The organism is Streptococcus oralis (assembly GCF_001075675.1).
GTDB classification, from domain to species: domain Bacteria; phylum Bacillota; class Bacilli; order Lactobacillales; family Streptococcaceae; genus Streptococcus; species Streptococcus oralis_V.
Genome location: NZ_JUNW01000055.1, coordinates 64,952 through 90,691, shown reverse-complemented (window position 1 = coordinate 90,691; position 25,740 = coordinate 64,952). Strand labels below are relative to the sequence as shown.

Annotated in this window: 30 protein-coding genes and 1 pseudogene; 29 read left to right on the top strand and 2 right to left on the bottom strand. The window is 41.2% G+C overall.

What is annotated here, in order from left to right; genetic code table 11:
• Positions 1–9 precede the first annotated feature (9 nt).
• From ADM50_RS08265 to ADM50_RS08205, 13 genes are all read left to right on the top strand, one after another.
• Positions 10–1,029: a DNA/RNA non-specific endonuclease gene (locus ADM50_RS08265; protein WP_049485295.1), complete on the top strand. Its 1,020-nt coding sequence runs from the start codon at positions 10–12 to the stop codon at positions 1,027–1,029.
• Between the two features lie 91 nt (positions 1,030–1,120).
• Positions 1,121–1,357 (top strand): DUF2829 domain-containing protein, encoded by a 237-nt coding sequence (locus tag ADM50_RS08260; RefSeq protein WP_033684947.1) that lies wholly within the window; start codon positions 1,121–1,123, stop codon positions 1,355–1,357.
• Positions 1,350–2,048 carry a 3-oxoacyl-ACP reductase gene (locus ADM50_RS08255; RefSeq protein WP_049485291.1) on the top strand — a complete coding sequence of 233 codons (699 nt, stop codon included), beginning with the start codon at positions 1,350–1,352 and terminating at the stop codon, positions 2,046–2,048. The genes ADM50_RS08260 and ADM50_RS08255 overlap by 8 nt, the downstream gene beginning before the upstream one ends.
• Positions 2,049–2,058: 10 nt before the next feature.
• A complete protein-coding gene (locus ADM50_RS08250) occupies positions 2,059–2,559 on the top strand; it encodes an NUDIX hydrolase (protein ID WP_049485289.1) in 501 nt (166 codons plus the stop codon).
• Positions 2,537–3,385: a putative PEP-binding protein gene (locus ADM50_RS08245; RefSeq protein WP_049485357.1), complete on the top strand. Its 849-nt coding sequence runs from the start codon at positions 2,537–2,539 to the stop codon at positions 3,383–3,385. Before ADM50_RS08250 ends, ADM50_RS08245 begins: the two co-directional genes overlap by 23 nt.
• Complete coding sequence (locus ADM50_RS08240; protein WP_049485287.1) at positions 3,382–3,822, top strand: ASCH domain-containing protein; 441 nt, start codon at positions 3,382–3,384, stop codon at positions 3,820–3,822. Before ADM50_RS08245 ends, ADM50_RS08240 begins: the two co-directional genes overlap by 4 nt.
• Before the next feature lie 121 nt (positions 3,823–3,943).
• On the top strand, positions 3,944–6,484 hold the full coding sequence (locus tag ADM50_RS08235; protein WP_049485285.1) for a M1 family metallopeptidase: 2,541 nt from the start codon (positions 3,944–3,946) through the stop codon (positions 6,482–6,484).
• A gap of 181 nt (positions 6,485–6,665) precedes the next feature.
• Entirely contained in the window at positions 6,666–6,950 is a 285-nt protein-coding gene (locus tag ADM50_RS08230) for a helix-turn-helix domain-containing protein (RefSeq protein ID WP_008283941.1), read from the top strand.
• Positions 6,951–7,000: 50 nt separating this feature from the next.
• Positions 7,001–7,327 (top strand): DMT family transporter, encoded by a 327-nt coding sequence (locus ADM50_RS08225; RefSeq protein ID WP_080983092.1) that lies wholly within the window; start codon positions 7,001–7,003, stop codon positions 7,325–7,327.
• Positions 7,328–7,341: 14 nt separating this feature from the next.
• Entirely contained in the window at positions 7,342–8,145 is an 804-nt protein-coding gene (locus ADM50_RS08220) for an SDR family NAD(P)-dependent oxidoreductase (protein ID WP_049485280.1), read from the top strand.
• A 157-nt stretch (positions 8,146–8,302) separates the two neighbouring features.
• Positions 8,303–8,758 carry a hypothetical protein gene (locus tag ADM50_RS08215; RefSeq protein ID WP_049485279.1) on the top strand — a complete coding sequence of 152 codons (456 nt, stop codon included), beginning with the start codon at positions 8,303–8,305 and terminating at the stop codon, positions 8,756–8,758.
• A gap of 130 nt (positions 8,759–8,888) precedes the next feature.
• Positions 8,889–9,563: a two-component system response regulator CiaR gene (gene ciaR, locus ADM50_RS08210; protein WP_000590630.1), complete on the top strand. Its 675-nt coding sequence runs from the start codon at positions 8,889–8,891 to the stop codon at positions 9,561–9,563.
• The gene (locus ADM50_RS08205) at positions 9,553–10,890 is read left to right on the top strand and encodes a sensor histidine kinase (RefSeq protein WP_000482348.1); all 1,338 of its coding nucleotides are present in this window, start codon (positions 9,553–9,555) and stop codon (positions 10,888–10,890) included. The genes ciaR and ADM50_RS08205 overlap by 11 nt, the downstream gene beginning before the upstream one ends.
• A gap of 63 nt (positions 10,891–10,953) precedes the next feature.
• Here ADM50_RS08205 and ADM50_RS08200 read toward each other — a convergent pair whose 3' ends face one another.
• Entirely contained in the window at positions 10,954–11,238 is a 285-nt protein-coding gene (locus ADM50_RS08200; RefSeq protein WP_001276160.1) for a DUF3270 domain-containing protein, read from the bottom strand.
• 384 nt (positions 11,239–11,622) lie between these two features.
• On the opposite strand from ADM50_RS08200, the gene ADM50_RS08195 reads away from it, so the two are divergent.
• From ADM50_RS08195 to deoD, 8 genes and pseudogenes are all read left to right on the top strand, one after another.
• A complete protein-coding gene (locus tag ADM50_RS08195) occupies positions 11,623–12,678 on the top strand; it encodes an ABC transporter permease (protein WP_049485277.1) in 1,056 nt (351 codons plus the stop codon).
• A 13-nt stretch (positions 12,679–12,691) separates the two neighbouring features.
• Positions 12,692–13,372 (top strand): ABC transporter ATP-binding protein, encoded by a 681-nt coding sequence (locus ADM50_RS08190; RefSeq protein ID WP_049485275.1) that lies wholly within the window; start codon positions 12,692–12,694, stop codon positions 13,370–13,372.
• Between the two features lie 125 nt (positions 13,373–13,497).
• On the top strand, positions 13,498–14,427 hold the full coding sequence (locus ADM50_RS08185; protein ID WP_049485274.1) for a peptidase U32 family protein: 930 nt from the start codon (positions 13,498–13,500) through the stop codon (positions 14,425–14,427).
• Positions 14,428–14,532: 105 nt separating this feature from the next.
• Positions 14,533–15,216 (top strand): ribose-5-phosphate isomerase RpiA, encoded by a 684-nt coding sequence (rpiA, locus tag ADM50_RS08180; protein ID WP_049485273.1) that lies wholly within the window; start codon positions 14,533–14,535, stop codon positions 15,214–15,216.
• A 23-nt stretch (positions 15,217–15,239) separates the two neighbouring features.
• Positions 15,240–16,451 carry a phosphopentomutase gene (locus tag ADM50_RS08175; RefSeq protein WP_049479720.1) on the top strand — a complete coding sequence of 404 codons (1,212 nt, stop codon included), beginning with the start codon at positions 15,240–15,242 and terminating at the stop codon, positions 16,449–16,451.
• Position 16,452: 1 nt separating this feature from the next.
• A pseudogene (locus tag ADM50_RS08170) lies at positions 16,453–17,008 on the top strand (DUF1697 domain-containing protein); the annotation flags it as partial.
• Positions 17,009–17,818 carry a purine-nucleoside phosphorylase gene (locus ADM50_RS08165; protein WP_049485269.1) on the top strand — a complete coding sequence of 270 codons (810 nt, stop codon included), beginning with the start codon at positions 17,009–17,011 and terminating at the stop codon, positions 17,816–17,818.
• A gap of 353 nt (positions 17,819–18,171) precedes the next feature.
• A complete protein-coding gene (gene deoD / locus ADM50_RS08160; protein ID WP_000022092.1) occupies positions 18,172–18,882 on the top strand; it encodes a purine-nucleoside phosphorylase in 711 nt (236 codons plus the stop codon).
• A 32-nt stretch (positions 18,883–18,914) separates the two neighbouring features.
• On the opposite strand, the gene pavA is transcribed toward deoD, so the two are convergent.
• Positions 18,915–20,570, bottom strand: coding sequence for an Rqc2 family fibronectin-binding protein PavA (pavA, locus tag ADM50_RS08155; RefSeq protein WP_049485267.1), 1,656 nt, complete (start codon positions 20,568–20,570; stop codon positions 18,915–18,917).
• Positions 20,571–20,674: 104 nt separating this feature from the next.
• On the opposite strand from pavA, the gene ybeY reads away from it, so the two are divergent.
• The 8 genes from ybeY to secG are packed head-to-tail and all read left to right on the top strand — an operon-like array spanning position 20,675 to position 25,550.
• Positions 20,675–21,172 (top strand): rRNA maturation RNase YbeY, encoded by a 498-nt coding sequence (ybeY, locus tag ADM50_RS08150; protein ID WP_000275172.1) that lies wholly within the window; start codon positions 20,675–20,677, stop codon positions 21,170–21,172.
• Positions 21,153–21,548, top strand: coding sequence for a diacylglycerol kinase family protein (locus ADM50_RS08145; protein ID WP_049485266.1), 396 nt, complete (start codon positions 21,153–21,155; stop codon positions 21,546–21,548). The genes ybeY and ADM50_RS08145 overlap by 20 nt, the downstream gene beginning before the upstream one ends.
• Before the next feature lie 16 nt (positions 21,549–21,564).
• A complete protein-coding gene (gene era / locus ADM50_RS08140; RefSeq protein WP_000143280.1) occupies positions 21,565–22,464 on the top strand; it encodes a GTPase Era in 900 nt (299 codons plus the stop codon).
• A 48-nt stretch (positions 22,465–22,512) separates the two neighbouring features.
• Entirely contained in the window at positions 22,513–23,337 is an 825-nt protein-coding gene (mutM, locus tag ADM50_RS08135) for a DNA-formamidopyrimidine glycosylase (RefSeq protein ID WP_049485263.1), read from the top strand.
• The gene (gene coaE, locus ADM50_RS08130; RefSeq protein ID WP_049485261.1) at positions 23,337–23,942 is read left to right on the top strand and encodes a dephospho-CoA kinase; all 606 of its coding nucleotides are present in this window, start codon (positions 23,337–23,339) and stop codon (positions 23,940–23,942) included. The genes mutM and coaE overlap by 1 nt, the downstream gene beginning before the upstream one ends.
• The gene (gene pmrA, locus ADM50_RS08125; RefSeq protein WP_049485259.1) at positions 23,929–25,128 is read left to right on the top strand and encodes a multidrug efflux MFS transporter PmrA; all 1,200 of its coding nucleotides are present in this window, start codon (positions 23,929–23,931) and stop codon (positions 25,126–25,128) included. Before coaE ends, pmrA begins: the two co-directional genes overlap by 14 nt.
• Entirely contained in the window at positions 25,128–25,277 is a 150-nt protein-coding gene (rpmG, locus tag ADM50_RS08120; protein WP_007519517.1) for a 50S ribosomal protein L33, read from the top strand. Before pmrA ends, rpmG begins: the two co-directional genes overlap by 1 nt.
• A 39-nt stretch (positions 25,278–25,316) precedes the next feature.
• Positions 25,317–25,550, top strand: coding sequence for a preprotein translocase subunit SecG (secG, locus tag ADM50_RS08115; RefSeq protein ID WP_000282517.1), 234 nt, complete (start codon positions 25,317–25,319; stop codon positions 25,548–25,550).
• Positions 25,551–25,740: the final 190 nt, after the last annotated feature.

The following is a 25,740-nucleotide window of genomic DNA, read 5'->3' as shown; positions in this document are numbered from 1 at the left end:
GAGGATTTTATGAAAAAATTACTATCCTTCTCAATTGCCTTGCTTTCAATCACAACACTAGTTGCTTGTTCTGGACATAAGGCGGAATCAAAGGTCTCAGAAGAAAAAATTGAACAGAAGCAAATCAAGTTTGATGAGAAGTTGTTTAAAGAAGCTGGGCTCTTGCCTTTTAAAAATGAGAAACAACTAGAACTTGGGGAATTGGATTCTAAATCACGCGCAACGGGTGCTCATATTCAACTTAAGGACAGTGATGAGCCAACTGAGAAGAGAGAGTCCAAGTTGACTTATGATCCAGTTGGATGGCACAATTATAAATTCTTTTATGGTGATGGTAAAAAAGAAGCTTGGTTGATGAGTCGTGGTCATTTGGTTGGGTACCAGTTTAGTGGATTAAACGATGAAAAGAAAAACTTGGTTCCTATGACTAACTGGCTCAATGCTGGAAATTATTCTGGAACAGATGACCAAAACCAAAGTAGCATGCTTTACTATGAGAATCGATTGGACTCTTGGTTGGCCAATCATCCGAACTACTATCTTGACTACAAGGTGACCCCAATCTATCAGAAAGATGAATTGATTCCGAGACAAATTGAATTGCAGTATGTGGGAATTGATGAAAATGGCAAACTATTGGAAATCAAATTGGGTGGTAGTAAAGAAAAGGTTAATCAGTATTCAGTGACGCATGTCGTTTTAGACAATGTTTCAGCTAATGCGGAAATCAATTACTTGGATGGTACGGCTAAAAATACAGTTGAAAACAAAGAAGAAAAAGCTAAAAAAGAAGCTGAGGAAAAAGCCAAGAAAGAGGCTGAAGAAAAAGAAGCAGCTGAAAAGAAAGCAAAAGAAGAAGAGCAGGAAAAAGCTCGCCAAGCCGCACAAGAAAAGGAAGAAAGCCAGGAATCAAACTCGCAATCAACAAATTCAGGTGGCTACTTTAGAGATAAAAACGGAAGATGGCACAGACCAAATGGTAAATTTGCTTCTAAGAAAGAAATTAGAGAAGCCGGATTGCAGTGGTAGGAAGAATTTAGTAGATATACAGTCAAAAAGCCGTCGGAAAACGGTTTTTTGTTATAATTAAATGAAGAATGTAGAATTGAAGGAGAACATCATGACTTTTGAAGAAATCCTGCCTGGATTAAAGGCTAAGAAAAAATATGTACGAACTGGTTGGGGAGGGGCTGAAAACTATGTCCAACTCTTTGACACTATCGAACAAAACGGGGTTGCACTTGAAGTGACGCCTTATTTTCTAATCAACGTGTCTGGGGAGGGAGAAGGTTTTTCCATGTGGAGCCCGACACCTTGTGATGTTTTGGCGACGGATTGGGTAGAAGTGTATGACTAGACGTGTATTGATTACGGGAGTAAGTTCAGGGATTGGTCTGGCTCAAGCTCGACTCTTTTTAGAGAAGGGTTATCAAGTTTATGGTGTGGACCAAGGTGAAAATCCACTCTTACAGGGTGATTTCCACTTTTTACAGAGAGATTTGACCTTGGACTTGGAGCCAATTTTTGATTGGTGTCCTTATGTGGATGTTTTGTGCAATACTGCAGGAGTTTTGGATGATTACAAACCACTTTTGGAACAATCAGCGCAGGAAATTCAAGAGATTTTTGAAATCAACTATATGACTCCTGTTGAGTTGACTCGTTATTATTTGACGCAAATGCTGGAAAATAAAAAAGGAATCATTATCAATATGTGTTCGATTGCTTCAAGTCTAGCTGGCGGAGGTGGTCACGCCTATACCTCGTCTAAGCACGCCTTAGCTGGCTTTACCAAGCAGTTGGCTCTAGACTATGCTGAGGCTGGGATTCAGGTATTTGGAATTGCTCCAGGGGCAGTCAAGACAGCTATGACCGCTGCGGACTTTGAACCAGGTGGCTTAGCTGACTGGGTAGCTAGTGAAACGCCAATCAAGCGCTGGATTGAGCCAGAGGAAGTAGCAGAGATTAGCCTTTTCTTAGCAAGTGGAAAAGCGAGCTCCATGCAAGGACAAATCCTGACCATTGATGGTGGTTGGTCGTTGAAGTAGGAGGAGTTGGATGGAAATCAAAAAACACTTTGGAGTCTATGCTGTTTGCTTTGAAAACGGGAAATTACTCTGCATTGAAAAAATGAGAGGCCCTTATCAACATCGTTATGATCTACCTGGTGGTAGTCAGCAACTTGGTGAAGGATTGACGGAAACGCTGATTAGAGAAGTTATGGAAGAGACAGGATTTACTGTTAGAAGCTACTTCAATCCTCGAATCTACGATGTTTTCGTCAGGGAAGAGTTAAAAAATTTTATGGTTCACCATATCATGGCATTTTATGATATTGAGGTCAACGAGAAGGAACCTCAGGTTACGATTTCGGAAGCTGTCTCTGATGGTGCGAATGATTCACTCGGATATATTTGGATGGATATTCAGAAAATCACAGAAGAAAATGCATCACCATTAGTCTTGAAGGTCAAGTCTGAATTATTAGGATTTCCAGAGCTGGACAAGACCTTGTATATGAATTGGAAGGTGAATGATGAGAAACCAACTTGTCCTTAGTGGCGAACAAATTGTTGAAAAAGTGTATCCTCAGTTATTGCACCACATCGGTATGATTCGTGGAGAATATTTGTTGAGAGAGCTTAATCAAAACATCCTATTAGCAAGTTGTCAACAATTTGTAAAAGATTATCTAGATACCATTTGCTCCTTGTACTCAGATGAAGAGGTTTGGTATCGTTTCTCAGAGTTAACAAATACAGAAGCTAATTGTTTAGAGGGAACTAAAGAGCATTTTGATGAAAATCATCCCTTGTTTGGATATAGAGGGATAAGGCGTTTGCTGGCGTGTCCGAATGAATTTCAGGCTGAGGCACATGTCGTTACAGAAGTTTATCAAACCAATCCCAATCTGTCTGTTATCTTTCCTTTTGTCAATGATGCTGAGCAGTTAAAGCAAGTTATTAGAGTATTGCGTGAGCATGGTTTTACTGGAAAAGTCGGCACAATGATTGAATTACCGTCAGCTTATTTTGACTTGGACAGAATAATAGAAACTGGTATTTCAAAGATTATAGTTGGAATGAATGATTTGACTTCTTTTGTTTTTGCGACTGTGAGAAACAGTCAATGGCATGATATGGAAAGTCCCATTATGTTAGATATGCTGAGACAAATGCAGGAAAAATCAAATACTAAAAAGATTGACTTTGCTGTAGCAGGCTATCTGAATGCTTCTTTCATAGAAAAAATGAATCAGATGGGGATTGAGTGCATTATCCACTACAGTTCTATTCCAGAGATTTTTGATTTAGAAATTAACCATCCAGACCACCTCAAACACATAAAAGAAAAAAGTAAAAAATTACAAAGGAGCAACCCATGACACCTCAAGAAATGTGGAATGCGTATAAGCAAATCAACCCCTCGATTGGAGATGAGATAGATGCCTGGGCTTTTGGAGTGGAAGCCGATCTCTTGGCAGATTTGGTTTTAAAAGGTGAAAAGACGGCAACTGCATCAGCCTATGATCTTTATGCAGTTGATAACGAACCCCTTCCACAAGAAGGGACCTTCGATATCATTTTAGACAGTCAAAATCAGGCTGTCTGCATTGTCGAAATTACTAAGGTTTCCGTTCAGCCTTTCAATCAAGTTTCTGCTGAACATGCCTTTAAGGAAGGGGAAGGTGACAAATCCCTAGCCTATTGGCGTCAGGTTCATGAGGACTGTTTCGCCGAGTGGCTGAGAGAGGCAGGACTAACTTTTACGCCTGACAGCAAGGTTGTATTAGAAGAATTTCGCAAGGTCTACCCTCTGTAGACCGCTAGGAGGAAGAAAGTTTTGGAAATCACCGTCCAATCCTTTTTTCTTAAGCAAAACATGATATAATAAGTTTGTTTGAATAAGAGTAAAACTCTTAAACTTAGAATAGGAGAAAACTATGCAAGCAGTTGAACATTTTATTACCCAATTTGTTCCTGAACACTATGATTTATTTCTAGACTTGAGTCGTGAGACCAAGACCTTTTCTGGGAAGGTGACCATCACTGGTCAAGCCAAGACTGACCGTATTTCCCTTCACCAAAAAGACTTGGAAATCGCTTCTGTAGAAGTTGCGGGTCAAGCTCGTCCATTTACAGTTGATCATGAAAATGAAGCCCTTCATGTCGAATTGGCTGAGGCTGGTCAAGTTGAATTAGTCATTGCTTTTTCAGGAAAAATCACAGACAACATGACAGGTATTTACCCTTCTTACTACACAGTGGATGGTGTCAAGAAGGAAGTCTTGTCTACTCAGTTCGAGAGCCATTTTGCGCGTGAAGCCTTTCCGTGTGTGGATGAGCCAGAAGCCAAAGCAACCTTTGATCTCGCTCTCCGTTTTGACCAAGCTGAAGGTGAGTTTGCCTTGTCAAACATGCCTGAAATTGATGTGGATAACCGCAAGGAAACAGGTATCTGGAAGTTTGCGACAACACCTCGTATGTCATCTTACTTGTTGGTCTTTGTAGCTGGTGACTTGCAAGGGGTTACTGCTAAAACTAAAAATGGTACCCTCGTAGGTGTCTATTCAACCAAAGCTCACCCATTATCAAACCTTGATTTCTCATTGGACATTGCCGTTCGCTCAATCGAGTTTTACGAAGATTACTACGGAGTTAAGTACCCAATCCCTCAATCTCTTCATATCGCCCTCCCTGACTTCTCAGCGGGTGCAATGGAAAACTGGGGTCTGGTAACCTACCGTGAAGTTTACTTGGTTGTGGATGAGAACTCAACCTTTGCTAGCCGTCAACAAGTTGCCCTAGTTGTAGCGCATGAGTTGGCCCACCAATGGTTTGGAAACCTCGTGACTATGAAATGGTGGGATGACCTCTGGCTCAATGAAAGCTTCGCTAACATGATGGAATACGTCTGTGTCGATGCCATTGAACCAACTTGGAATATCTTTGAAGACTTCCAAACAGGTGGAGTTCCAGCGGCACTTAAACGCGATGCGACGGATGGTGTTCAGTCTGTCCATGTTGAAGTTAAACACCCAGATGAAATCAATACGCTCTTTGATGGCGCTATCGTCTATGCCAAAGGAAGCCGTCTCATGCACATGCTTCGCCGTTGGCTCGGTGATGCGGATTTCGCTAAAGGCTTGCATGCTTACTTTGAAAAGCACCAGTACAGCAACACCATTGGTCGTGACCTTTGGAATGCCCTTGGTCAGGCATCAGGACGAGATGTTGCAGCCTTCATGGATTCTTGGTTGGAACAACCTGGCTATCCAGTTCTCACTGTCAAAGTTGAAAATGATGTCTTGAAGATTTCGCAAAAACAATTCTTCATCGGTGAGCACGAAGACAAGAACCGTCTCTGGGTGGTGCCACTCAACAGCAACTGGAAAGGATTACCAGATACACTTGAAACTGAAAGTATCGAAATTCCAGGCTATGCAGCCCTTCTTGCTGAAAATAAAGGAGCCCTTCGTCTCAACACGGAAAATACAGCCCACTACATTACCGACTATCAAGGAGACTTGTTAGATGCAGTTCTTGCTGACCTAGTTGAGCTTGATAATACAAGCAAACTACAAATCGTCCAAGAACGTCGTCTGCTTGCTGAAGCAGGGCACATTTCTTATGCTGACTTGCTCCCAGTCCTTGATAAACTTGCTAAGGAAGAGTCTTACCTTGTTGTTTCAGCTGTTTCTCAAGTGATTTCTGCCCTTGAGCGCTTTATTGATGAAGGAACAGAAACTGAGAAAGCCTTTAATACACTCGTTGCTAAATTGGCTCGTCACAACTATGACCGTCTTGGCTTTGAAGCCAAAGACGGGGAATCAGATGAGGATGAATTGGTTCGTCAGTTGGCCGTTTCTATGATGATTCGCTCAAATGATGCAGAAGCTAGTCAAGTCGCTAGCCAAATCTTTGCAGCTCATAAGGAGAATCTTGCAGGACTTCCAGCAGCCATCCGTGCACAAGTTCTCATCAATGAGATGAAACACCATGAGACCAAGGACTTGGTCGCAACTTATCTGGACCTCTACACTCATGCCACTGATGCGGTCTTTAAACGCCAGTTGGCAGCTGCTCTAGCCTACAGTACAGATGCTGACAATATCCAAACCTTGATTCGTTCATGGAAGGACAAATTTGTAGTGAAACCACAAGACCTTTCTTCATGGTACCTTCAATTCCTCGGACACCAAGCTACACAAGAAACTGTTTGGGTTTGGGCGCGTGAAAACTGGGATTGGATTAAGGCGGCCCTTGGTGGTGACATGAGCTTTGACAGCTTTGTCATCTTCCCATCACATATCTTTAAAACAGAGCAACGCTTGGTAGAGTACAAGGAATTCTTTGAACCACAACTTTCTGACCTAGCTCTTAGCCGTAACATCCGCATGGGGATCAAGGATATCGCAGCGCGTTTTGACTTGATTAAGCGTGAAAAAGCAGCAGTAGAAAAGGTTTTGAAAGCAAGTAAGTAATAGATAAAAAACAGCGGATCTTGCAATCTGCTGTTTTTTGGAAGTCAGTATAAAGTGTCCATCCTGAAAATCGTGTTATAATAGCAATGTCAAAGAAATTTTACCTAGAATTGTATAGGATGTTAAAGAATTTCGTCTAGCCAATTCGTGAAGAAAAGAATAATATAAAGAGGAAATGCAGATGTTAGGAAAACAATTAAAGTTATTTAGAGAACAAAATGGCTACAGTCAGAATCAAATAGCAGAATATCTGGGGACGACTCGTCAAACTATCTCAAATTGGGAAAATGATAAAACAATTATAGATAGTCATAGTTTGATTCGCTTAGCTGATTTTTATCAGATCTCTTTAGATGAGTTATGTGGACGAAAAAAGATTCCTGTTTACAAGAATTCAAAGATCAAGTCTATGATTTTAGCTAATGCTTGTACACTTTGGACTTGCTTCGCTTCCACTCATCGCTAAATCAATTGTTTTCCGACTAGCTTTTCAATTCTATTGATTCTAGGAGGACAATGATGTCTTACGTTTATTTAACTCTTGCTATTGTATCTGAAATAGCTGCCACAAGTCTGTTAAAACTGTCGCAAGGTTTTTCGAAAATGCTTTTTGGGATTCTTGCTTTAGTTTTGTATGGCTTGTGTTTTTTCTTTCTATCTTTGTCTTTGAAAGGCATACAACTAAATCTAGTCTATGCTATTTGGTCTGGTGTTGGTTTGGTTGGAACAACTGTGCTATCTATTTTGCTTTTTCATGAAAAAGTAGCGTTCGCAAGTCTCTTGGGAATTGCTTTAGTTATTGTGGGGCTTGTTATATTAAACCTATCACAAAAGGTTCACTAATGAGGTAGTATGTTATGGGTGACAATTATTTTAAAAATAAAAGAGTCGTTATTATTGGTGCCAGTGGAAATTTGGGACAAGCCTATACACAAGCTTTTTTTCAAGCAGGTGCTCATTTATTTCTTTTAGGTCGCAATATGAATAAATTAGCCAGTTTTTCTGAGAATATTGCTTCCAAGATTCCGATTTGCTCAGTAGATATAACGAATGAAACTTCTATTAAAGTTGCAGTGTCTGAAGTTCAAAAGTGGTCGGATAATATAGATATTGTTATTAATGCAACGGGATTTGATGTACGAAAATCTTTATTATCTCACTCTGAGGAGGAGATCAATCAAACTATGACGATTAACCTAATAGGGGCTATCCTTGTCAGCAAACATTTTTTACCTTTGTTAAAAAATCAAAAAGGAGCAACCATTGTGCATTCAGGAGGTTTTGCAGATGGTAGGCTGGCCTTCCCCTATTATAGTGTAGATGTGGCGAGCCGCGCCGGACTTTTTTCTTTTATCGAATCAATGAACCGAGAATTAATACAGGAGCAGAAAAAGATGCATATAACTTATTTTTGCCCCAATGCAGCAGACACACCATCAGAAAAGCCTTATCATCCAGTTTGGAGAGAAATGGGGATCTCTATATCAAGTACAAATCAAGTAACCCAAGCTTTACTTAAAGGTATAAAATCTCGTAAAAGAGTGATTTTGATGGGACAAGGTACAAAGATTTTTACAACATTAAACCTTCTATCCCCAGCAATAGCGGATTATCTTTTACTGAGACGATACGGTCGTATTTTAAAAAAATATTTTGGATAAATTTTCTATTATTTTTCTAAGAATTTTCTCATCTTTTAGTATTCTTTAAGAAAAAATAATTAAGATGTATGTAGCCTAAAGAAAGGATGTGGTGAATTCATGAAGTAGAGCTTCTTCATTTTTTCACAGAAACTTAAAGCAGAAACAAATATATAGAATGAATAAAGAGAAAATGATTGTTGTAGAAAAAAGCACCAAGTGGAGGCTATCAGTAGTAGCAAGTGGTTCTTTAGTGGTCGGCTTGCTTGGTGGTTATACATTCGGTTCTTTGACTCAAAAATCAACAAATCAGCAGTCGACCGTTCAAACATCGAAAACCCAGCAAGATAATCAAGATGGCAATAATATGCAAAGTCACGGTGGACAACCGCCTCAAGGACAGGGTCAAAATAATGGCAATGGTATGCCACCTCAAATGAATGGTCAAGATGGACAAGGTGGTCCTGGCGGTAACGGTGGTCCTGGAGGGCCAGGAGGACAGCCACCGCAAGGAAATAATAATCAAGAAGGCGGTAGCAATTCTAAGAAGAAACCAGCCAATGCAGATGGAAGTACGAAGGACAAGAATAGCAATTCTAACCAAAATAATGAAGAAAACACTACAAAATCTTAATCCATTTGTTAAAGCCATGATATAATAATTAAAGAATTATACTAAGATCCAAAGAATGATACAAAAATTCTTTATTTTATAATAACCTTAGATGAAGCTGATTAGTATCTTATAGCAGGAGGAGTTTCTGATGATAAAAATCTTATTAGTAGAAGATGACCTAGGTCTGTCAAACTCAGTATTTGACTTTTTAGATGATTTTGCAGATGTCATGCAGGTTTTTGATGGAGAAGAAGGTCTCTACGAAGCTGAGAGTGGCGTCTATGACTTGATTTTGCTTGACCTGATGTTGCCAGAAAAAAATGGTTTCCAAGTCTTAAAAGAGTTGCGCGAAAAAGGAATTACCACACCAGTCCTTATCATGACTGCTAAGGAAAGTTTGGATGACAAGGGACATGGTTTTGAGTTGGGAGCGGATGACTACCTTACCAAACCTTTCTATCTAGAAGAACTCAAAATGCGGATCCAAGCTCTTCTCAAACGTTCAGGTAAGTTTAACGAAAACACCTTGACCTATGGAGATATTGTCGTTAACCTTTCAACGAATGAAGTGAAAGTGGAAGATACTCCTGTGGAACTACTCGGAAAAGAGTTTGAGTTATTGGTTTATTTCCTTCAAAATCAAAATGTCATTCTTCCCAAGACGCAAATTTTTGACCGTCTATGGGGATTTGATAGCGATACGACGATTTCCGTTGTAGAAGTCTATGTCTCAAAAGTTCGTAAGAAATTGAAGGGAACAGCCTTTGCTGAGAATCTTCAAACCTTGCGTAGTGTCGGGTATATTTTAAAAGATGTTCAATAAACTAAAAAAAACATGGTATGCGGATGATTTCAGCTATTTCATTCGAAACTTTGGAGTGTTCACCCTGATCTTCTCTGCGATGACCTTGATTATCCTCCAAGTCATGCACTCGAGTCTCTACACTTCTGTAGATGAAAAACTCCAAGCCCTTAGTAGCAGTCCCCAAGCTGTTATCCAGTTAGCCCTGAATCGGGCAACTGAAGAGGTTAAGGATATTCAACCAGCAACAGCGGATGCCAACAAGGCTGAAATCAAACCCAATGTCAGCTCCAATACGGAAGTCTTGCTCTTTGACAAGGATTTTAACCAACTCTTACTGGGCAATCGTTTTTTAGGTTTGGACAAGATCAAGCTGGACAAAAAGGAGTTGAATCACATTCGCCAAATCCAAGTTGTCAATAGCTACGGTCAGGAAGAAACCTACCGAATGATCTTGATGGAAACAAATTCGTCCACTGTTTCAAGCAACGTCAAATATGCGGCGGTTTTAATCAATACCAGCCAGCTCGAGCAAATCAGCCAAAACCACGAGCATTTAATTGTTGTAGTCATGGCTAGTTTCTGGCTCCTGTCTTTAATTGCCAGTGTTTACTTGGCACGTGTCAGTGTCAAACCCTTGCTGGAAAGTATGCAAAAGCAGAAGTCCTTTGTTGAAAATGCCAGTCACGAACTGAGAACGCCTTTGGCCGTTTTACAAAATCGGTTAGAAAATCTCTTTCGAAAACCAGAGGCGACGATTATGGAATCCAGTGAAAGTATCGCTTCGAGTCTTGAAGAAGTTCGCAACATGCGTTTCCTCACGACCAATCTTCTCAACCTTGCACGTCGCGATGATGGAATCAAACCAGAAATAGCAGAAGTTTCTCCGCAATTCTTTAAAACAACCTTTGCTAACTATGAGTTGATTGCTTCTGAAAATGATCGTATTTTTGAGTATGAAAATCGGATTTATCGTCCCTTTATGACCGATCAGTTGCTCCTAAAACAACTCATGACCATCTTGTTTGACAATGCCATCAAGTATACAGAAGAAGATGGGAAAATTGAGTTTGTAGTTCATGCTACAGATCGCCACCTCTATCTAACAGTAACGGATAACGGAATTGGAATTTCAGCTCCTGACAAGAAGAAAATCTTTGACCGATTTTACCGTGTGGACAAGGCGAGAACCCGTCAGAAAGGTGGCTTTGGTCTTGGACTATCTTTGGCCAAGCAGATTGTTGATGCTTTGCGAGGAACGATTAGCGTGAAAGATAACAAACCTAAAGGAACGATTTTTGAAGTTAAGATCGCTATTCAATCTCCTTCAAAACGAAAGAATAAATAAAAAGACAGTTTTATAACTGTCTTTTTAGATAACTGAAAAAGAGGTTGGTAGTAGTACCAACCTTTATTTTGAAAATTTTCGTTTCATCATCTTTCGTTGAAGTTGTAAAAGGGCAAAACTAAGACCCATTGCAGCGACAAAGGATAAAGCTGTATTTAATTTTATAGCTAAAAAGATAAAACTAAAAAGTGCCATAAAAATACAGAAACAAGCGATATTTACAAAAAATAAAATCTCTTTTAGGTTAGGGCCGACTGGGGCTTCAGGTGTGTAATCTTGGTAAAGCGGAGTTTGTTTCGATTCGGGAGCTTGTTCAAACTCATATGCTTCTAGTTTTCTTGCGGACATGATTCTCTCCTTAACAGTACATAACTATTTTATCATTTTTTATGCAGAGAATTATTACAGAATTGTTACAAAACTACTAAAGTCTCTTATCAACTTCTAAGTCGCTCTCTTGACACCTACAAGGGAAAATGATAGCATGGATGTTACACTTAAAACAGATGACCTGACCTTCTCTTTTATAAATATACTGAGAAAGGAAAGGATAACTTATATAAATTGATAGCAAGCTGAGGCTTTTTCCTAAGATGATTTGTTAAGTTGCTACCTGGATACTTTTGAAGAGTGTTGGTAGGAGTTGTTTTGAATGGATGATAAGACAGAGATTCTGTCTATTGGACTGGGTGGCATTCTTGCTACCTCTGGGAAAAGTAAAAGGAGATAAGCATGTATCTTGCTATCAAAGAGATATTGCGAAACAAACTTCGATATAGTTTGATCTTAACGACCATTTTTCTTATCGCTTTTATGGTCTTTTTTATGACCAGTCTAGCTCTCGGTCTTGTGCGAAACAACCGAGCAGCTATTGATAATTGGCAAGCGACGGGGGTGGTTTTATCTGACTACGCAAATGATAATTTGACGGCATCTTTTATTCCTGAAAAGGACTACAAGGATAAGAGTTCTGAAGAGGCTGCTCCATTGGGCTATATGTTTGCTGTGACCAATCTAGTCGATGGTAGTGAAAAGATCAACGTTTCCATCTTTGCTCAAAACTGGGACTCTTTTATCTCTCCTAGTTTGACGGAGGGAAGGTACCCAGAAGGAGATGATGAGGTTGTCGTGGATCAGTCCTTTGAGAACTATGGAATGAAGTTAGGTGATGCCATTCAGCTCAATGGAAGCGAGACAGGTTATAAGATTGTAGGCCTGACCCAAGGAAATAAGTTTTTCACCGAGCCTGTTGTCTTTACGAGTCTGACAACTTATTGGACCTTACAAGGAACTTTGAAAGCCAATCGTTCCATCTCTGCCTTGGTATTGAAAAATGACATAGAAGTGTCTGGCGATGGACTGAAACAGATTTCCATTCCAAAAATGATATCGAAAATCCCTGGTTACACACCTCAGGTGAATGTATTTTCGGGAATGATTCTTGCTATGATTGTCATTACAGGCTTGATTGTGGGGATTTTTGTTTATATCATTACCATCCAAAAACTAGGTCTTTATGGAATAATGCGGGCTCAGGGGATACAGATCAAAACCATTGTATGGTCTCTTTTCTGTCAAATCTTCCTCCTAGCTGGTATGGGGATTGCTTTAGCCTTGCTGGCAATCGGAGGAGTGATTTCAGTCTTACCAGCTACCTTCTTTTTCTATCCAAGTTGGATAGCCTACTCAGTCCTAAGTTTGGTAATTTCCTTGATGGCCCTTCTAGGTGGTGTCATTTCCCTTCCACGCTTGCTAAAGGTGGACCCGATTACTGCGATTGCAGAGTGATAAGGAGAATAGTATGACAGCATTGATTGAAATGACTCAAGTGACAAAAACCTACGGGGAAGGAAAGATGAAAGTCGTAGCTCTGCATGAGACGAATTTTCAGCTAAATGCGGGAGAGTTCGTGGCTATCGTCGGGCCTTCTGGATCTGGAAAGACGACCTTTCTAACAACTCTAGGACAACTTCAGGAAGCATCGAGTGGAAAGATTCTAGTCAAAGGGAAGGAAACAGGCAGTTTGACGGAGAAGGAAAAAACAGATCTCCGTTTTAGAGAGTTTGGTTTCATTCTTCAGGCTTCAAACCTAATTCCGTTTCTAACGGTCAAGGAACAGCTGGATTTGATTGACAAACTAGATAAGGGAAAAAATAGTAAAAGTGACCGAAAAGAACTCTTTAACTTGTTGGATTTGGAAAAAGTACAAGATCAGTATCCCAAGGCTCTATCAGGTGGCGAACGTCAACGTGCCGCGATTGCTAGAGCGCTCTATAACAATCCGAGTATCGTTCTTGCAGATGAGCCGACAGCTAGTCTAGACACTGAGCGTGCTTACCAAGTAACGGAGATGCTGGCTGCCATTGCCCATGAACAAGGCAGAGGAGTTGTCATGATTACACATGATACACGCCTTCTTGATAAGGTTGACCGTATTTATGTCATGAATGATGGCCACCTAGTTGAAGAAACACATGCATAAAATAGAGTGAATGGTACAAGTTACTGTTCATTTTTTTGATTGGGAAAGATAGAAACAAGTTTAACTTTTTCTGAAACTCTCAGTAACCATAGCTGATTTTTGAGAAATGTGGTATAATTTTTCTTATGGAAAAGATTATCATTACAGCAACTGCTGAAAGTATTGAACAAGTTGAACAGTTACTCGAAGCTGGCGTAGACCGTATCTATGTTGGTGAGAAAGATTTTGGCCTTCGTCTGCCAACGACTTTTAGTTATGAAGACTTACGCACCATCGCTAAGTTGGTTCATGAAGCAGACAAGGAATTGATTGTCGCGGTTAATGCCCTCATGCACCAAGATATGATGGACCGAATCAAGCCTTTTCTAGACTTCTTGGAAGAAATCAAGACAGACTATATTACAGTAGGAGATGCAGGTGTCTTTTACGTGGTCAACCGTGATGGCTATTCCTTTAAAACCATTTACGATGCTTCAACCATGGTGACAAGCAGTCGTCAGATTAACTTCTGGGGTCAAAAGGCAGGCGCATCTGAGGCGGTTTTGGCGCGTGAAATTCCATCCGCTGAGCTCTTCAAGATGCCTGAGATTTTGGAAATTCCTGCTGAAGTGTTGGTTTACGGAGCTAGTGTCATTCACCATTCTAAGCGTCCGCTCTTGCAAAACTACTATAACTTTACGCATATCGATGATGAAAAGACACGTAAACGTGACCTCTTCTTAGCAGAACCGAGTGACCCTGAGAGCCATTATTCTATCTTTGAAGATAATCATGGTACCCACATCTTTGCCAACAATGACCTTGATTTGATGACTAAATTGACAGAGTTGGTGGAGCATGGTTTTACTCATTGGAAACTTGAAGGACTTTACACCCCAGGTCAAAACTTTGTTGAGATTGCAAAACTCTTTATCCAAGCGCGTGGCTTGATCCAAGAAGGGAATTTCAGCCATGACCAAGCTTTCTTGTTAGATGAGGAAGTGCGCAAGTTACACCCTAAAAACCGTTTCCTCGACACAGGATTCTATGATTACGATCCTGATATGGTTAAATAGGACACCAAAACCCGAAATAAAAATGTTCGGGTTTTTCCAGTGTATCCATGAAATAAAAACGGATACATGTTATAATAAAAATAGCTCTTTAATGGAGGTGTTTGAGTGGAAAATCTGAAGAAAATGGCAGGTATCAAGGCTGCTGAGTTTGTCAAGGATGGCATGGTAGTCGGACTTGGAACGGGCTCTACTGCCTACTATTTCGTAGAAGAAATTGGCCGTCGGATTAAGGAAGAAGGTTTGCAGATTACTGCTGTAACGACTTCCAGTGTGACCAGTAAACATGCTGAAGGTCTTAACATCCCGCTCAAGTCGATTGATCAAGTAGACTTTGTCGATGTGACGGTTGACGGGGCGGATGAAGTAGATGGCCAGTTCAACGGAATCAAAGGCGGTGGTGGTGCCCTTCTGATGGAGAAGGTTGTCGCAACGTCCTCAAAAGAATACATTTGGGTGGTAGATGAAAGCAAACTGGTAGAGAAACTAGGTGCTTTTAAATTGCCAGTAGAAGTGGTTCAGTATGGTGCAGAACAGGTCTTTCGTCGATTTGAGCGAGCTGGCTACAAACCAAGTTTCCGTGAAAAAGACGGCCAACGTTTTGTGACCGATATGCGTAACTTTATCATTGACCTAGCCTTGGATGTCATTGAAGATCCGATTGCCTTTGGGCAAGAATTGGACCATATCGTTGGTGTCGTAGAGCATGGCTTGTTCAACCAAATGGTGGATAAGGTCATCGTAGCGGGACGAGATGGTGTTCAGATTTTAACTTCAACAAAAGCAAACTAATCAACATAATAAGGAGATACACTATGTCAAAATTTAATCGTATTCACTTGGTGGTACTGGATTCTGTGGGAATCGGTGCTGCGCCAGATGCCAATAACTTTGTCAATGCAGGGGTTCCAGATGGAGCTTCTGACACACTAGGACACATTTCCAAAACAGTTGGTTTGAATGTGCCAAACATGGCTAAAATCGGTCTAGGAAATATTCCTCGCGAAACTCCTCTAAAGACTGTACCAGCTGAAAGCAATCCAACAGGATATGCAACAAAATTGGAAGAAGTTTCCCTTGGTAAGGATACAATGACTGGTCACTGGGAAATCATGGGACTCAACATTACCGAGCCTTTCGATACTTTCTGGAACGGATTCCCAGAAGAAATCTTGACAAAGATCGAAGAATTTTCAGGACGCAAGGTCATTCGTGAAGCCAACAAACCGTACTCAGGTACAGCTGTTATTGACGATTTTGGGCCACGTCAAATGGAAACTGGGGAGTTGATTATCTATACTTCAGCTGACCCAGTTTTGCAGATTGCTGCCCACGAAGATATCATTCCTTTAGATGAACTTTATCGTATTTGTGAATACGCTCGTTCGATTACCCTTGAGCGCCCAGCCCTTCTAGGTCGTATCATTGCCCGTCCATATGTTGGTGAACCAGGTAACTTCACTCGTACGGCAAATCGTCGTGACTTGGCCGTATCTCCATTTGCACCAACTGTTTTGGATAAATTGAACGAAGCAGGTATCGATACTTACGCTGTTGGTAAAATCAACGATATCTTTAACGGAGCTGGTATCAATCATGACATGGGCCACAACAAGTCAAACAGCCACGGAATTGATACATTATTGAAGACCATGGGACTTGCTGAATTTGAAAAAGGATTCTCCTTCACAAACTTAGTTGACTTTGATGCCCTTTACGGCCACCGTCGCAATGCTCATGGTTACCGTGATTGCTTGCATGAGTTTGATGAACGCTTGCCTGAAATTATCGCTGCCATGAGAGAGGATGACCTTCTCTTGATTACTGCTGACCATGGAAATGACCCAACCTATGCAGGAACAGACCACACTCGTGAATATATCCCACTTTTAGCTTACAGCCCTAGCTTTAAGGGAAATGGTGTCATTCCAGTTGGACATTTTGCAGATATCTCAGCGACAGTTGCGGATAACTTTGGTGTTGAAACTGCCATGATTGGGGAAAGTTTCTTAGATAAATTGGTATAAGATGACACACTATGCTTTACTGGTAAGGGGCATTAATGTCGGTGGGAAAAATAAGGTTGTTATGTCGCAACTTCGTCAAGAATTGACAGAGTTGGGAGTGGAAAAAGTTGATACCTACATCAACAGTGGCAATATTTTCTTTACTTCGACAGATGCCAAAGCCCAATTGGTTGAAAAGTTAGAGGATTTCTTTGCAGTCCATTATCCATTTATTCAGAGCTTTTCTTTGCTGAGTCAGGAAGACTATGAGGCAGAGCTAAAGAATTTGCCAGATTGGTGGACCAAAGATTTAGCACGAAAGGATGTCCTCTTTTACACGGAGGGCTTGGATGTGGATCAAGTCATCGAGAAAGTGAACAGTTTGGAACTGAAAGATGAAGTGGTTCATTTTGGAAGACTTGGGATTTTCTGGGGGAAATTTTCTGAAGAATCCTACTATGCAACTGCCTATCACAAGTACTTGCTCAAGATGCCTTTTTATCGCAACATCACCATTCGCAATGCAAAAACCTTTGACAAAATTGGTCAAATGCTAAAAAAATAATAAAGGACACACAATGACATTTTTAGATAAAATCAAGGAAACAGCTGCTTTCCTGAAAGACAAGGGAATCCAAGCGCCTGAGTTCGGTCTAATCCTTGGATCAGGACTTGGAGAATTGGCAGAAGAAATCGAAAATCCAGTTGTAGTAGATTATGCAGACATTCCAAACTGGGGGCGCTCTACAGTAGTCGGTCACGCTGGTAAATTGGTATATGGAGAACTTGCAGGTCGAAAAGTCTTGGCTCTTCAAGGTCGTTTCCATTTCTACGAGGGAAATCCTCTTGAAGTCGTGACTTTCCCAGTACGTGTGATGAAAGTCCTCGGATGTGAAGGTGTCATTGTAACCAATGCAGCTGGAGGTATTGGATTTGGTCCTGGTACCTTGATGGCTATCTCAGACCATATCAATATGACGGGGCAAAACCCATTGATGGGTGAAAACTTGGATGATTTTGGTCCACGTTTCCCAGATATGTCTAAAGCCTACACTCCAGAATACCGTGCTATTGCCCATGAAGTGGCTAAGAAACTTGGTATCAAGCTTGATGAAGGTGTCTATATTGGTGTAACAGGTCCGACTTATGAAACCCCAGCAGAAATTCGTGCCTATAAGACATTGGGAGCAGATGCAGTTGGTATGTCTACTGTTCCTGAAGTTATTGTTGCAGCTCACTCAGGTTTGAAAGTTCTTGGTATTTCATGTATTACTAACCATGCTGCTGGTTTCCAAGAAGAACTCAACCACGAAGAAGTTGTAGAAGTGACTGAACGTGTTAAAGGTGACTTCAAAGGCTTGCTTAAAGCGATTCTTGCTGAATTGTAATGAATACTTATCATAGAAAGGTAGAGTGAAGTGTTCTGATTTGAACACGAGCGGAAAATCTTTCATAACAATAAAAGAAAGGATGGGTAAACCGTATTTGTTGAACTGAATACGGGCGGAGAACTGTGTAAAAAAGATAAACTGTCTAACATCTGCGATGTGTCGTCAGTTTCCTATTTTTCCTTTGTTCTCTGTAGCTATCCTAAATATACAAAAAGAAAGGTAGAGCGAAGTGTTCTAATTTGAACACTAGCGGAAAACTCGGAAAATAGATAATCTGACTGAGAAATCAGGATTTCTCGTCAAATTCCTAATTTTCAGTCGTTTTCTTCTCGCTCTTTGTATCATAAACTATGTCTATCCATATTGCTGCTCAGCAGGGTGAAATTGCTGATAAAATTCTTCTTCCTGGGGATCCTCTTCGTGCGAAATTTATTGCGGAAAACTTCCTTGAAGATGCTGTTTGTTTTAACGAAGTGCGTAACATGTTTGGTTACACTGGTACTTACAAGGGTCACCGTGTATCGGTCATGGGAACTGGGATGGGGATGCCATCCATTTCGATTTATGCGCGTGAGTTGATTGTGGACTACGGTGTAAAGAAATTGATCCGTGTGGGAACTGCGGGTTCGTTAAACGAGGATGTTCATGTCCGTGAATTGGTTTTGGCGCAAGCAGCTGCAACCAACTCAAACATCATCCGCAACGACTGGCCACAGTATGATTTCCCACAAATCGCTAGTTTTGACTTGCTAGACAAGGCCTACCATATCGCCAAAGAACTAGGTATGACCACCCACGTTGGGAACGTTTTGTCATCAGATGTCTTTTACTCAAACTACTTTAAAAAGAACATCGAGCTTGGTAAATGGGGAGTCAAGGCTGTGGAAATGGAAGCAGCAGCTCTTTACTATCTTGCTGCCCAACACCACGTCGATGCACTTGCTATCATGACCATTTCTGATAGCTTGGTCAATCCAGATGAAGACACTACGGCAGAAGAACGCCAAAATACCTTCACCGATATGATGAAGGTTGGTTTGGAAACCTTGATTGCAGAGTAAATTGTAAACGAAAATCCTGATTTCAAGTGGAATCAGGATTTTTTCATAGATGCGATTTTTTCTGGATCTGGTGTGACACGGAGGGTCTTTTGTCCTGTGTAGGTTACAAATCCGGGTTTTCCTCCTGTTGGTTTGTTGAGTTTCTTGACTTCAATCATATCCACTTGCACGAGATTTGACAAACGCCCTTTGGAGAAGTAGGCAGCTAGTTCGGCTGCATCTGTCTTGACTTCGTCAGAAGGATTGAGATTTCCTGAGATGACGACATGACTTCCAGGAATGTCCTTGGCATGGAACCAGAGTTCCTCCTTGCGGGCCATTTTAAAGGTCAATTCCTCATTTTGAAGGTTGTTTCGACCGACATAGATAATGGTTTTGCCATCGCTCGCCAGATACTGTTCTGGTTTTTTGCGTTTCTGAATTTTCTCGCGTTGGCGTCTTCTGATGAAGCCAGTTTGAATCAATTCTTCACGTATTTCAGCGATTTCTTCTAGTCCAGCTTGGTTGAGCACAGTCTCCACACTTTCTAGATAAAGAATGGTTGCCTTGGTTTCCTCAATCAGATCAGTAAGGTATTTGACAGCTTCTTTGAGTTTCTGGTAACGCTTAAAATAGCGTTGAGCATTCTGACTGGGAGTCAGGGCCTTATCAAGAGCAATGGTGATAGGTTGATTGGTGTAGTAGTTGTCCAAGGTAACCTGATCTTGGTCATTCGGAACTTGGTGGAGGAAGGTTGTCAACAATTCTCCTTTTTGGCGAAATTCCTCAGCATTGTCTGTCGCTAGTAACTCTTTTTCTTGTTTTTTAAGCTTATGGTGATTTTTTTGAAGCTCATTTTCAACACGACGAATGAGTTCACTGGCTTGCTGTTTAACGCGGTCGCGCTCGGCCTTATCCTTATAATAGGTATCTAAGAGATCCGAAAGACTGGCAAAAGGCTCTCCTACACGATTCGCAAAAGGAACTGGACTGAAGGAAGTCTCTGTTAAGCATGGCTTGGTTTTTTGACTGAAAAAGTTACGGAAGGTAGAAAGTTTATCACGAACCAAGAGTCTTTCCAATTCGTTTGCCGTATCTCGTCCTAGACCTTGAAAGAGACTTTGAAGATTTTTGGCTGTTAGTTCTTGGGTTTGCAAGATTTCAAAGAGTTTTTCATCTTTGGCAGTAAAAGGATTGAGAGATTCGGTGCTTGGCGGAGCGATATAGGTCGATCCTGGAAGTAAGGTGCGGTAGCTATTTTGTGAAAAGCCGACGTGTTTGATAACTTCGAGGATTTTATGGCTGCTTTTATCGACTAGTAGAATATTGCTGTGTTTGCCCATAATCTCGATAATCAAGGTAGCCTGGATATGGTCCCCAATCTCGTTTTTATTGGAAACGGTAATTTCCACGATACGGTCGTTTTCGACTTGCTCAATCGACTCAATCAGGGCACCCTGCAAATACTTTCTCAAAACCATGATAAAAGTAGAAGGTTGGGCTGGATTTTCAAAAGTCGTTTGGGTCAGCTGGATGCGTCCAAAAACAGGATGGGCAGAAAGGAGCAGGCGATGGCTTTGGCGATTGCTGCGGATTTGCAAGACCAATTCTTGTTCAAAAGGCTGATTGATTTTCTGAATGCGACCATTGACCAACTCGCTTCGCAATTCCTCAACCATGTGGTGTAAAAAAAATCCGTCAAATGACATCGTTCTCTCCTTGTGATTGTATTCCATAGTATTATATCAAAAAGGTAGAATAAAATCATGGAAATATGGTATAATAAAGCCAAGTAAAGAGAATCGAGAAGTACATGTATATTGAAATGGTAGATGAAACTGGTCAAGTTTCACAAGAAATCTTGCAACAAACCCAAGAAATTTTGGAATTTGCTGCCCAAAAAATAGGAAAAGAAGACAAGGAGATGGCAGTTACTTTTGTGACCAACGAGCGTAGCCACGAACTCAACCTCGAGTACCGTGATACAGATCGTCCAACGGATGTCATCAGCCTTGAGTATAAGCCAGAATTGGACATCTCCTTTGATGAGGAAGATCTGCTTGAAAATCCTGAATTAGCAGAAATGATGTCTGAGTTTGATGCCTATATTGGGGAACTTTTCATCTCTATCGATAAAGCGCATGAGCAGGCCGAGGAATATGGCCACAGCTTTGAGCGTGAAATGGGCTTCTTGGCAGTACACGGCTTTTTACACATTAACGGCTACGATCACTACACTCCGGAAGAAGAAGCGGAGATGTTCGGTTTACAAGAAGAAATTTTGACAGCCTATGGACTCACAAGACAATAAACGAAAATGGAAAAATCGTGACCTGGTATCCAGTTTAGAATTTGCCCTAACAGGAATTCTAACTGCCATCAAGGAAGAACGCAATATGCGAAAACATGCAGTGACGGCTCTAGTAGTCATCCTTGCAGGTTTTGTTTTTCAGGTGTCACGCATTGAATGGCTCTTTCTCCTAATGAGCATTTTCTTGGTAGTAGCCTTTGAAATTATTAACTCTGCTATTGAAAATGTAGTGGATTTAGCCAGTCACTATCACTTTTCTATGTTAGCGAAGAAAGCCAAGGACATGGCGGCTGGTGCCGTACTAGTGGTTTCCCTTCTTGCTGCAGTGATTGGTGCACTTATCTTTATCCCACGCATTTGGGATATACTATTTTAAACTATAAGAGGAAATTATGACATTTAAATCAGGCTTTGTAGCCATTTTAGGGCGTCCCAATGTTGGGAAGTCAACCTTTTTAAATCACGTCATGGGGCAAAAGATTGCCATTATGAGTGACAAGGCGCAGACAACGCGCAATAAAATCATGGGGATTTACACCACAGATAAGGAGCAAATCGTCTTTATCGACACACCAGGAATTCACAAGCCTAAAACAGCTCTTGGGGATTTCATGGTGGAATCTGCCTACAGCACCCTTCGTGAAGTGGATACCGTTCTTTTCATGGTGCCAGCTGATGAGCCACGTGGTAAGGGCGACGATATGATTATCGAACGCCTGAAAGCTGCCAAGGTTCCTGTGATTCTGGTGGTGAATAAGATTGACAAGGTTCATCCAGACCAGCTTTTGTCTCAGATTGATGACTTCCGCAACCAGATGGACTTTAAGGAAATTGTTCCTATCTCAGCCCTTCAGGGAAATAACGTTTCTCGACTAATCGATATTTTGAGTGAAAATCTAGAGGAAGGTTTCCAGTATTTCCCAGCTGATCAAATCACAGATCATCCTGAGCGTTTCTTGGTTTCAGAAATGATTCGTGAGAAGGTTCTTCATTTGACACGTGAAGAGATTCCACACTCAGTTGCTGTAGTGGTTGACTCTATGAAACGGGATGAAGAGACAGACAAGGTTCACATCCGTGCAACCATCATGGTGGAGCGAGATAGCCAAAAGGGCATTATCATCGGAAAAGGTGGCGCTATGCTCAAGAAAATTGGGACTATGGCTCGTCGTGATATCGAACTCATGCTAGGGGATAAGGTTTTCCTAGAAACTTGGGTCAAGGTCAAGAAAAATTGGCGTGATAAAAAGCTAGATTTGGCTGACTTTGGCTATAATGAAAAAGAATACTAAGTAGAGGTGGGCTCATGCCTGCTTCTTGTTTTTACAGAAGGAGGATTTATGCCTGAATTACCTGAGGTTGAAACGGTTCGTCGTGGCTTAGAAAAATTGATTTTGGGAAAGAAGATTTCGAGTGTAGAGATTGCTTATCCCAAGATGATTAAGACGGATTTGGAAGAGTTTCGAAAGGAAGTGCCTGGTCAAGTAATTGAGTCCATGGGGCGTCGTGGAAAATATTTGCTTTTCTACTTGACAGACAAGGTCTTGATTTCTCATTTGCGGATGGAGGGCAAGTATTTTTACTATCCGGACCAAGTTCCAGAACGCAAGCATGCCCATGTTTTCATTCATTTTGAGGATGGCGGCACTCTTGTATATGAGGACGTACGCAAGTTTGGTACTATGGAACTATTGGCACCCGACCTTTTGGATGCCTACTTTATTTCTAAGAAACTAGGTCCTGAGCCAAGAGAGCAGGACTTTGATTTGCAGGTCTTTCAATCTGCCCTAGCCAAGTCTAAAAAGCCTATCAAATCCCATCTCCTAGACCAGACCTTGGTAGCTGGCCTTGGCAATATCTATGTGGATGAGGTTCTCTGGCGAGCTCAGATTCATCCAGCTAGACTTTCCCAGACTTTGACGGCAGAAGAAGCGTCAGCTATTCATGACCAGACCATTGCTGTTTTGGGACAGGCAGTCGAAAAGGGCGGTTCCACCATTAGAACCTATACCAATGCCTTTGGGGAAGACGGAACCATGCAGGACTTCCATCAGGTCTATGATAAGACTGGACAAGCATGTTCGCGCTGTGGCGCCATCATTGAGAAATTCCAGCTTGGCGGAAGGGGAACTCATTTTTGTCCTCAGTGTCAAAGGAGGGACTGATGGGAAAAATCATCGGAGTCACAGGAGGTATTGCTTCAGGTAAGTCAACTGTGACAAATTTCCTAAGAGAGAAAGGCTTTCAAGTGGTGGATGCTGACGCAGTAGTCCATGATCTACAAAAACCTGGTGATCGTCTTTATCAGCTCTTAGTTCAGCACTTTGGGCAAGAAATTATCTTAGAAAATGGAGAACTCAATCGCCCTCTCCTGGCTAGTCTCATCTTCTCAAATCCTGAGGAGCGGGAATGGTCTAAGCAAACCCAAGGAAAGATTATTCGTGAGGAATTGGCTGCACTGAGAGACCAGTTGACTCAGACAGAAACGATTTTTTTCATGGATATTCCCCTGCTTTTTGAACAGGACTATGCCACCTGGTTTGATGAAACATGGCTGGTCTATGTGAACCGTGATGTTCAGGTGGAACGTTTCATGAAACGGGATCATCTTTCTAAGGAAGTAGCAGAGTCCCGTCTGGCAACTCAGTGGTCTTTAGAAGAAAAGAAAAAATTGGCGAGCCATATATTAGACAATAATGGCAGTCGTGATCAGCTTGTGAGTCAAGTAGTGAAGTTACTTGAAGGAGGCGATAGCTGTGCAAGAGATTAGTTGGAAAGAGAATCTTCGTGTCGCCTGGTTCGGTAGTTTTCTAACGGGCGCCAGCATTTCCTTGGTCGTTCCTTTCATGCCTATCTTTGTAGAGCAGTTGGGAATTGAAGGAGACCAAGTTGCTTTTTATGCTGGATTAGCCATCTCAGTTTCGGCTGTTTCAGCAGCTCTAGTTTCTCCCATCTGGGGTATTCTTGCTGACAAATATGGTCGAAAACCCATGATGATTCGAGCGGGTCTTGCCATGACCATCGCTATGGGAGGTTTGGCCTTCGTGCCAAATATCTATTGGCTACTCTTTTTGCGCTTGCTCAATGGTGTATTTACTGGATTTGTCCCCAATGCAACAGCCTTGATTGCTAGTCAGGTACCTAAAGATAAGTCTGGAGCGGCTCTGGGAACTCTATCTACAGGTGTAGTTGCAGGAACATTGACGGGTCCCTTTGTTGGGGGCTTTATTGCTGAAATTTTTGGCATTCGTAATGTCTTTTTATTGGTAGGTGCTTTCTTATTTTTAGCTGCAATCCTAACCATTTTCTTTATCAAGGAAGATTTTCAGCCAGTAGCTAAGGAGAAGGCTATCCCAACGAAAGAAGTATTTTCTTCTTTCAAGTATCCTAGGCTTTTAGTGAATCTATTTTTGACGAGCTTTGTCATTCAATTTTCAGCTCAATCAATTGGCCCCATTTTAGCTCTCTATGTGCGGGACTTAGGGCAGACTGAGAATCTCCTCTTTGTATCAGGATTGATCGTATCCAGTATGGGATTTTCTAGCATGATGAGTGCTGGAATTCTAGGAAAACTTGGCGATAAGGTAGGGAATCATAGATTGTTAGTTGCAGCGCAGATTTATTCCGTCATCATTTACCTTCTTTGTGCCCATGCAACCAGCCCCCTTCAACTTGGCTTGTATCGTTTTCTCTTTGGTTTGGGAACGGGAGCTCTCATACCAGGTGTCAATGCCCTTCTTAGCAAAATGACTCCGAAATCAGGTATTTCAAGGATTTTCGCCTTCAACCAAGTCTTTTTTTACCTTGGTGGAGTGATCGGACCTATGGCGGGATCCGCAGTTGCAGGATATTTGGGCTACCATGCTGTCTTTTATGCGACAGCAGCCTGTGTAGCTTTCAGTTGTTTATGCAACTTAGTACAATTTAGATCATTATTAAAAGTAAAGGAAATCTAGTGCGAGTAAAAATCAATCTCAAGTGCTCCTCTTGTGGCAGCATGAATTATCTAACCAGTAAGAACTCCAAAACCCATCCAGACAAGATTGAGGTGTTAAAATATTGTCCAAAGGAAAGAAAAGTAACTTTACATCTTGAATCTAAGTAGAATTTATGGTAAAATAATAGGGATTTTAAGGAGTTTGATATGTATAACCTATTATTAACCATTTTATTAGTATTATCTGTTGTGATTGTGATTGCGATTTTCATGCAACCAACTAAGAACCAATCCAGCAATGTATTTGATGCCAGCTCAGGTGATTTGTTTGAACGTAGTAAAGCACGTGGTTTTGAAGCTGTGATGCAACGTTTGACAGGTATTTTAGTCTTTTTCTGGCTAGCCATTGCCTTAGCGTTGACGGTATTATCAAGTAGATAAGAAATGGGCAGGACTAGGTCTTTGCCTATTTTTATTTTTATACTCTTCAAAAATCAAATTCAAACCACGTCAGCGTCGGCTTGTCGTACTCCAGTACTGCCTGCGCCTAGCTTTCTAGTTTGCTCTTTGATTTTTATTGAGTATTAAATGATGTTTGAGAAGGTCTTACAGTAAAAGAAAATTAAAAAAT